Source organism: Nocardia noduli, from assembly GCF_019038455.1.
Taxonomy (GTDB): domain Bacteria; phylum Actinomycetota; class Actinomycetes; order Mycobacteriales; family Mycobacteriaceae; genus Nocardia; species Nocardia noduli.
In genome coordinates this window covers 41,695-48,443 of record NZ_JAFMPL010000057.1, presented here as the reverse complement: position 1 = coordinate 48,443, position 6,749 = coordinate 41,695, and the positions used below count along the sequence as shown (strand labels likewise).

The following is a 6,749-nucleotide window of genomic DNA, read 5'->3' as shown; positions in this document are numbered from 1 at the left end:
GTGGCGGAGGCGGCGGGGGAGCCTGTTGCGGAGCGGGGGCCTGCTGGGACCACCGCTGCCCCTGCCGTCGTGACACGCGATTGGACACCGCCGTCGCGGTGCCGGCGATCGCGGCGGTGCGGGCGACTCCTCGCAAGAGACCGGGCATGATGTACTCCTTCGATCCGTCAGCGGGCGGTTTCCAGTGCGTCGAGCGCACCGAGCAGACTCTGGGTGGGAATGCGGCCGGACGCGACGAGTTGTGCGCCGCTGCGCCGCAACGCCACAGCGAACGGTGCGGCCCACCGGTTCTCGTAGACCACGACAGCCCCCGACGAGCCCGGTTCCAGTGCCGCGCCCGCTTCGGCCAGATCGTTGCGATCCAGCAGACCCGAGGTCGCCTCCGCGAACAGCGTGATGTCGACTTGGCCCTCCAGCCCGACTTCGCTGATCTCGAGCCCGACCAGTGAACCGTCCTGCTGCTTCCGCACGAAACCGAGGTCGAGTACGCGAATGATGTCCCGTTCGACAAGATCTCGCAGCAGCGGCAATGCCGAACCATCGGGTTGCCGGTCCGCGGGGAATTCCACCACCAGATAATCGATGGGGCCGAGTTCCTCGATATCCGTCTCGTTCACCATAGATCCTCGTTTCGGACAGATCAGGGTGATGGTCAGTCATCGATCGCCACCACCGGGGGGGGTAAGTGTGCGCCGGACCGTCGGACGCGGTACGGGATTCACGAACCGATACCCGCGTCGACAGCCGGTAGATCAGAGTATTCCACGGACGGCAATGCGGGGATAGAGCACAAAATGATCACTCTCGATCGGTCCCGAATAGTGTCATCGACCTCGATACGGATGCTGATAATCTTGCTACGGTCTGTTTGCGCGACTGTTGATTTCGAACGATGTATTCCGCCGTGTTATTCGTTTCGACCTCACGGATACGGACAAATCCATGAATTCTCCGGAAGTCGGCGCACCACTGGATGCCGACGAACGCGCGGAACTCGAGCGCCTCCGTCGCGAAGTCACCCGAAAAGCGGAAACGCGCGGCCACCGTGGATTGCGCTGGACCGGCGCGGCGATCCTGCTCGTACTCGTCGCCGTCCTCGCCTTCGCCACTGTCCCCGCGCGCTACGTCCGCGCCGAGGTACTCGACACCGACCGATACGTGCAGACGATGACACCGCTGGCCGCCGACCCGGTCCTCCAGGCCGAACTGTCGGACCGGATCACCGACCAGATCATGACCCGCGTCGACGTGCAGCGCCTGACCACCGAAGCATTGACCGCACTGACCGAGAACGCGCCCCGCGTACCCACCGCCGTCATCGGCCTCGCCCCCGTCCTCGCCGACGAAGCCCGCTCCTTCGTTCACGACACCGTCGACTCCTTCGTGGCATCGGACCGATTCGAGGCACTGTGGATCCGGGCCAACCGGGAAGCGCACAAGACGATGGTCGCGGTCGTCACCGGGGAGACCAGGCCCGGTGTCCGCATCGACGACGACGGCACCGTCGCCATCGCGCTGGCACCGATCATCGACGGCGTGCGCACCGAACTCGACGAACGCGGATTCACCTTCGCCGACAAGATCCCCACCGTCGACGCGACCTTCGTACTCTTCGAATCACCCGGACTCGTCAAAGCCCAGCGAGCGGTGTCGGCGCTGAACAACGCGGCCACCGTCCTGCCGCTCGCGGTACTGCTCGTGGCGGCCGGGGCCGTGCTGCTCGCGCCGGGAGGCAGTCGCCTGCGCGCCTTCTCACTGGTCGGGGTCGCCATCGCCGTCGCCATGCTGCTGCTGGTGGTGGCGATCAGCATCGGCCGTGCGATCTATCTCGGGGACGTGCCCGCCGAGGCGCTGTCCCGCGACGCGGCCGCGGCCCTGTTCGACACGCTGGCCCTGCCGCTGCGCACCGCCATGCGCGCGGTATTCGTGCTGGCCGTGGCGATCGCGGCGGTCGGCTACCTGGCCGGATCCTCGAAATCCGCCCGCTCGGTCCGGCACGGATTCGGCGCGATCACCGACCGGGTCCGCGGTTCGGCCGATGGCCGTGCGCCGCATCCGGTCGAAGTCGCCGTCGCCTCGCACCGGGTCGCCCTGCGTGTGGCCGTCGTCGCGATCGCCGCCGTCACCCTGGTGTTCTGGAAGTACCCGTCCGGGCTCGTCGTCATGGTCACCCTCGTGATCGCCGCGGCCGCACTGGTACTCGTGGAACTGGTCGCCCGCCCCGCCGTCACCGCAGAGCACCGTACGCCGTGAGTCGCCGGGTGCGCTCGCGGCCCGCACGGCGGGGGTGAGGCCGCGTGAAGACCGTCGCCGACACGTTCCTGCACCGTCCGCTGTTCTCGCGCGACAAGCCACTGGACCGCAAGAACGCCGCGGGGCGGATCAGCGCCTACATCTACGGGAACGTCCTCGTACTCGCGGCGCTGGTACCCGTCGTCACCACCGACGTCCACGCCGGAATCCTGATCGTGCTCGGCACGGCGCTGTCGACGTTCGTGGCACACCTGTTCGCCGAGGCGGTCGGCCGCAGCGTCGGCGAGGGCAGCATCGGCAGCCGCACCGAGCAATTGCGCGGCCTGCGCAATTCCGTGCCGATTCTCACCTCCGCGCTGCTGCCCTGCGCCATCCTCGCCACCGGCCTGCTCGGGTGGCTCGACCACGGAACCGCGCAACTGGTCGCCGAGATCGTGATCCTGCTGCGCATCGGCGGCATCGTCTTCGTCATCGGCCGACTCAAAGGTGAACGTCCCACCAGGGGATCGGTGCTGGCCGCGCTCGCGCTCACCGCCGTGGCCACCACCGTCGTCGTCGTGAAAGTGATCCTCACGCACTGACCGCGAGCCCGAGTAGCGGGATCGCGGCGAGTACGCCCTGACCTCGCCCGCTCGACCCCGGCCCTGCGCTACCGTCTGCGCCCATGGAATTCCTCGGGATCCACCACATAGCGATCATCGCCTCGGACTACCGGAAATCGAAGGAGTTCTACACCGGCACCCTCGGGCTCGAGGTGATCGCCGAGGAATACCGCGCCGAGCGTCGCTCCTACAAACTCGATCTGGCGATCCCCGGCGGCGGCCACGTCGAACTGTTCTCGTTCCCGGTCACCCCGCCCCGGCGAACCCGACCCGAGGCGTGCGGGCTGCGCCACCTCGCCTTCGTGGTCACCGACGTCGCCGCCACACTCGCCGAACTCGCCGCACGCGGTGTCCGCACCGAGGAACTGCGGGTGGACGACGCGACCGGCAAGCACATGGCCTTCTTCTACGACCCCGACGATCTGCCGCTGGAACTGTACGAAGCGTGAGGGCGCCGGCTCAGGCCTCGCGCGCCCGCCGAGCCAACTCCACCGTCGCCGCCCTGAGCTGATCGGCGCTGTCGATCCGCTGCGCGTACCCCACGCGGGTGCGGGCGACACCGCGCGCGGTGACCACGCGAAGATCCAGCCCGTACCGGTCGGCCCGTTCGCACGCGGCCTCGGTCGCATCCGGATAGCCACCCAGGACCCGCGCCATCGACAGCAGCGAATCCGCGTGATCGGCGTTCAGATGTTCGATCGCGCGCGCCGCGCTCGGCGCCACCGGATCCGGCGCCGCCGCCGCGTAATCCTCGGCGCTCGCCGAATCCATCCGCCCGTACCCGCCGACCCAGCGAATCCGGCGCACCCGCAGCACCCACAGCGAGAAATCGCTGTAATCGATGTAGTACTTCGCCGCGGGCACCGCCGCGAGATGCGCCTCCCGCGCCGCCGCCGCTTCGTCGCCGACCGGCAGTTCCACCACACCGGCCAGTGTGATCCGGCTTCCCGCCAACGGATCGGACGGCGGATTCGGCTCGACCACCGCGATACTCGCCCGTGGATCGGCCTCCAGATTGCGACCGTGCTCGGCCATCCGCGACACGCACAGCACCGGCTGACCGTCGAGCAGACCGTAGGTGACGAACGACGCCCACGGCGTCCCGTCCTCGCTCAGACTCGCCAGCGTCGCGGTATTGGTCGACGCGGCGATGGTCCTCGCCTCCTCGGCCGCCGCCGGACGCGCCGAATTCACCACCGGCGCGGTGGGCACCGGAATCGAAGGCGCGTCGCCCGGGTCACCGTGATCGAGAGTCATCTGCCATCCTTGGTCCGGCCGGGCCGGACTGCCCGGTGCCTGCCGTCGATTGTCGCACCGCGACCATCGGTCCCCGACCGGCGAGTCCGCTCGCGGACGCACCGGTGCTCCGACGTGACACATCTCGCGTCCGTCACCGGGAACCGCCGTGACCGTTTCTCGAAAACACGTCGTCAGCAAGGGTTTTGTCGCCGCCGGTCACCGAACGGCGTGGAAACGCCCGGCCCCGTGTCGCAAATGGGACGTATTGCGCAAGCGCCGCGACGGTATATCGGCAAGACTGGGCGACGTGACCCGATACGCATTCGACGCAGGCCGCAACGCACTCGTGGCAATCTGGGCGACCGGACGCGGCGACCTGTCCGAGACCGTGGCCGTGCTCCCACCGGTCAGTTCGGATCAGGCGACGAGCCTCGCGTCGAATCTGACCACCCTGTCGCGATTCCAATGGCGCACCTACACCCACCCCGCCAGCGCCGCGGGCGACCCCGACGTGCCCAACAGCGAAGCGTGGCGACGGGCCGAGGAACGCCGCAACTTCAAAGAGGTCGAGGCGGGCATCCGCGCCCCGCACCTACCCACCGAAGAGGGACTCATCGTCTCCTACAGCGGCGTCGTCGAATCCGCGCACCGGGTCGGACGCGCACTGCACGGAATCGACATCGAGACCTTGACCGACGTCATCGTCTCCGAGGTCGAGCACGAACAGGCGGCGATCGAATCCGCCGAACTGGGAGATCTGTCGGGCCGCTCGCGCCAAGCGGTGGAGATGTCGCGCCCCGACGTCTCCCCGGCGCAGGTCCAGGCCGCCCACGAACTGCTGCGCGCCGATCCGCTCGGCTCCCTGGAATTGTTCACCGAACTCGACCCGGCTTCGGCCTCGGTCGCGGCCGCCCACTGGCTCTACGCCGCCGCCGAGGTGACCGCGGAGATCGCCGACGTACCCGCCGCCGAAGTCGTGGTCGAAGCCGACGATATCGAGGCGCTCCAGGTCCAGACCCCGACGCTGGTCCTGGAACGCTCGGTCGCGGGGGAGAGCCCCACCGAGATCGTCGTCGATCTGATCGCCGAGGCCATCGCGGTATCGGAAGGCCATGTGCCCTCGCCGTGGGGCGTCGTCGCACGCGTGGCCGAAATCGAGGAGCAGGCGCGCAAATACGAGGTCGACAGCGCCACGCGCGCCGCGATGCTCGCCGAATTCCGGATCAGCAGGCTCGACCCGGTCCGCCCCGCGCTGGACCTGCTCGAAGATCTGCTCGACGGAATCCGCGGTTGCCTGCTGCTCTACGCGGCACACAGCGCGGGCGACGACGACGCGATCGAGGAACAGTTCGCCGTCGACGTGCGCGCCGAAGCGGAAGCCCACTCCGACCAACTGTTCTGACCGGACCGAATATTCGCCGCCTCAGCCGGTGCTGTCGGCCCGGGCGGCCTCCGAGGCGCCGAGCCAGTCACGCAGCGCCGCGTACACGGCCTCGTGGTTGAGGAGCGTGAAATGGTTCGCCCCGGGCAGATGTAGACCGTTCGATTCCTCGAAACCGATACGACGGGATCGGTTCCTGCCCGCGCCGCTGGGCGTGAGCACCAGGCCGTCACCGAGTACGCGCCCGAGTGGATTACGCGGACTACGGGTGATACTCGCCGTCACGAAGTAGTGGTCGACGCCTTCGAGCAGCGGAATATCGGCGGCCTCGGCGTCCTCGAGTACCGATCCCCGCCGCAGATCCCGAATTCCGGCGCTGCGCCTACGCAGCAACCGCCCGAACGGGCGTGTCTCCGGCAGCAGGCCGAGCAGCGACGAGCCGTAGTGGACCACCTGTTCCAGCGGTGCGCCCAGATGCGGAGAACCGAGGCACACGACCTTGCGTACCGCGCGCACCCACGTCCGCTCGGCTTCGGTGGCTTCGAAGCACGCGCCGCGCACGATCAGTCCGCCCATCGAATGACCTACCAGCGATATCCGCTCCACCGGCACGGGCCAGTGATCGACCAGTCGCTGCATCAGTTCGCTCAGCTGCGCGGCATTGTCGTGGATGCGCAGACCGCTGTTGTATCTGATCTGTAGCGCCGAGCAGTCCATGTCGGTGTCGAGCCGCTCGGCATAGCTGGGCCCGCCGCCCAGATGCCAGGCATGTTCGGTTTCCACCAGTCCGTGCAGGAAGACCACGATATGCCCGCTCGGCCGCGCGAGCCCCGCCCCGACCTGTTCGGCGCCGACCGGTGCTCCCTCGCACCGGAAGGTCATGGGTCCGGCCAGAATCGGCCGCTCGTCGGCGAGCGTGTCGCCGATCAGCCCCTGCAACGCGGCGAGTAATCCCGAACCGTAGACGGTGCGCGAGGGCGCGACGCCGGGCGCGTCGGCCGTATGCTCCGCGACCGCGCCCGCGGCGACCGCCGCTGCGCTCACCGCGCGGTACACGCCGTCGGTGATCGTGTCGTGCACCAGTTTCACCGGCCGCGCCGCCGGACCGACGCCGAGCCGGACCGCGGCGAAGACCCGGTCGGAGATCGCGCGATGGACCGCGCCGATACCGTCGACCGCGCCGCCGAGTTCGTCTCCGGCCAACCGCGCCAGCGCCCGCACTTCGGCCCGACGTTGCGGGTGGGTGCCATTCATGCATTTCAGTGTACAGTCGT

The 6,749-nt window shown here is 68.6% G+C and carries 7 protein-coding genes and 1 pseudogene; 4 read left to right on the top strand and 4 right to left on the bottom strand.

Annotated features, from left to right (window positions below; all coding sequences use genetic code 11):
- Together JZ792_RS42215 and JZ792_RS25575 are read right to left on the bottom strand one after the other, a co-directional pair.
- A pseudogene (locus JZ792_RS42215) lies at positions 1 to 148 on the bottom strand (SHOCT domain-containing protein); the annotation flags it as partial.
- Between the two features lie 19 nt (positions 149 to 167).
- Positions 168 to 617: a DUF6325 family protein gene (locus tag JZ792_RS25575; RefSeq protein ID WP_216914196.1), complete on the bottom strand. Its 450-nt coding sequence runs from the start codon at positions 615 to 617 to the stop codon at positions 168 to 170.
- A 325-nt stretch (positions 618 to 942) separates the two neighbouring features.
- Here JZ792_RS25575 and JZ792_RS25570 point away from each other — a divergent pair, with 325 nt between their 5' ends.
- The 3 genes from JZ792_RS25570 to gloA2 all read left to right on the top strand — a co-directional run bounded on the left by JZ792_RS25570 (position 943) and on the right by gloA2 (position 3,304).
- Positions 943 to 2,253 carry a hypothetical protein gene (locus tag JZ792_RS25570; protein WP_216914184.1) on the top strand — a complete coding sequence of 437 codons (1,311 nt, stop codon included), beginning with the start codon at positions 943 to 945 and terminating at the stop codon, positions 2,251 to 2,253.
- Positions 2,254 to 2,297: 44 nt separating this feature from the next.
- The gene (locus JZ792_RS25565; RefSeq protein WP_216914182.1) at positions 2,298 to 2,834 is read left to right on the top strand and encodes a hypothetical protein; all 537 of its coding nucleotides are present in this window, start codon (positions 2,298 to 2,300) and stop codon (positions 2,832 to 2,834) included.
- Between the two features lie 83 nt (positions 2,835 to 2,917).
- Entirely contained in the window at positions 2,918 to 3,304 is a 387-nt protein-coding gene (gene gloA2, locus JZ792_RS25560; protein ID WP_216914180.1) for an SMU1112c/YaeR family gloxylase I-like metalloprotein, read from the top strand.
- A gap of 10 nt (positions 3,305 to 3,314) precedes the next feature.
- On the opposite strand, the gene JZ792_RS25555 is transcribed toward gloA2, so the two are convergent.
- Positions 3,315 to 4,112 (bottom strand): HugZ family pyridoxamine 5'-phosphate oxidase, encoded by a 798-nt coding sequence (locus JZ792_RS25555; protein ID WP_216914178.1) that lies wholly within the window; start codon positions 4,110 to 4,112, stop codon positions 3,315 to 3,317.
- Positions 4,113 to 4,401: 289 nt separating this feature from the next.
- On the opposite strand from JZ792_RS25555, the gene JZ792_RS25550 reads away from it, so the two are divergent.
- Positions 4,402 to 5,496: a hypothetical protein gene (locus tag JZ792_RS25550; protein ID WP_216914176.1), complete on the top strand. Its 1,095-nt coding sequence runs from the start codon at positions 4,402 to 4,404 to the stop codon at positions 5,494 to 5,496.
- A 21-nt stretch (positions 5,497 to 5,517) separates the two neighbouring features.
- Here JZ792_RS25550 and JZ792_RS25545 read toward each other — a convergent pair whose 3' ends face one another.
- Positions 5,518 to 6,729 (bottom strand): alpha/beta fold hydrolase, encoded by a 1,212-nt coding sequence (locus JZ792_RS25545; protein ID WP_216914174.1) that lies wholly within the window; start codon positions 6,727 to 6,729, stop codon positions 5,518 to 5,520.
- Between the last annotated feature and the right edge of the window lie 20 nt (positions 6,730 to 6,749).

Excerpts from the sequence above, each read along its gene's own strand:
- JZ792_RS25570 (WP_216914184.1), top strand. The coding sequence starts at position 943 with ATGAATTCTCCGGAAGTCGGCGCACCACTGGATGCCGACGAACGCGCG.
- gloA2 (WP_216914180.1), top strand. The coding sequence starts at position 2,918 with ATGGAATTCCTCGGGATCCACCACATAGCGATCATCGCCTCGGACTAC.
- JZ792_RS25555 (WP_216914178.1), bottom strand. The coding sequence starts at position 4,112 with ATGACTCTCGATCACGGTGACCCGGGCGACGCGCCTTCGATTCCGGTG.
- JZ792_RS25545 (WP_216914174.1), bottom strand. The coding sequence starts at position 6,729 with ATGAATGGCACCCACCCGCAACGTCGGGCCGAAGTGCGGGCGCTGGCG.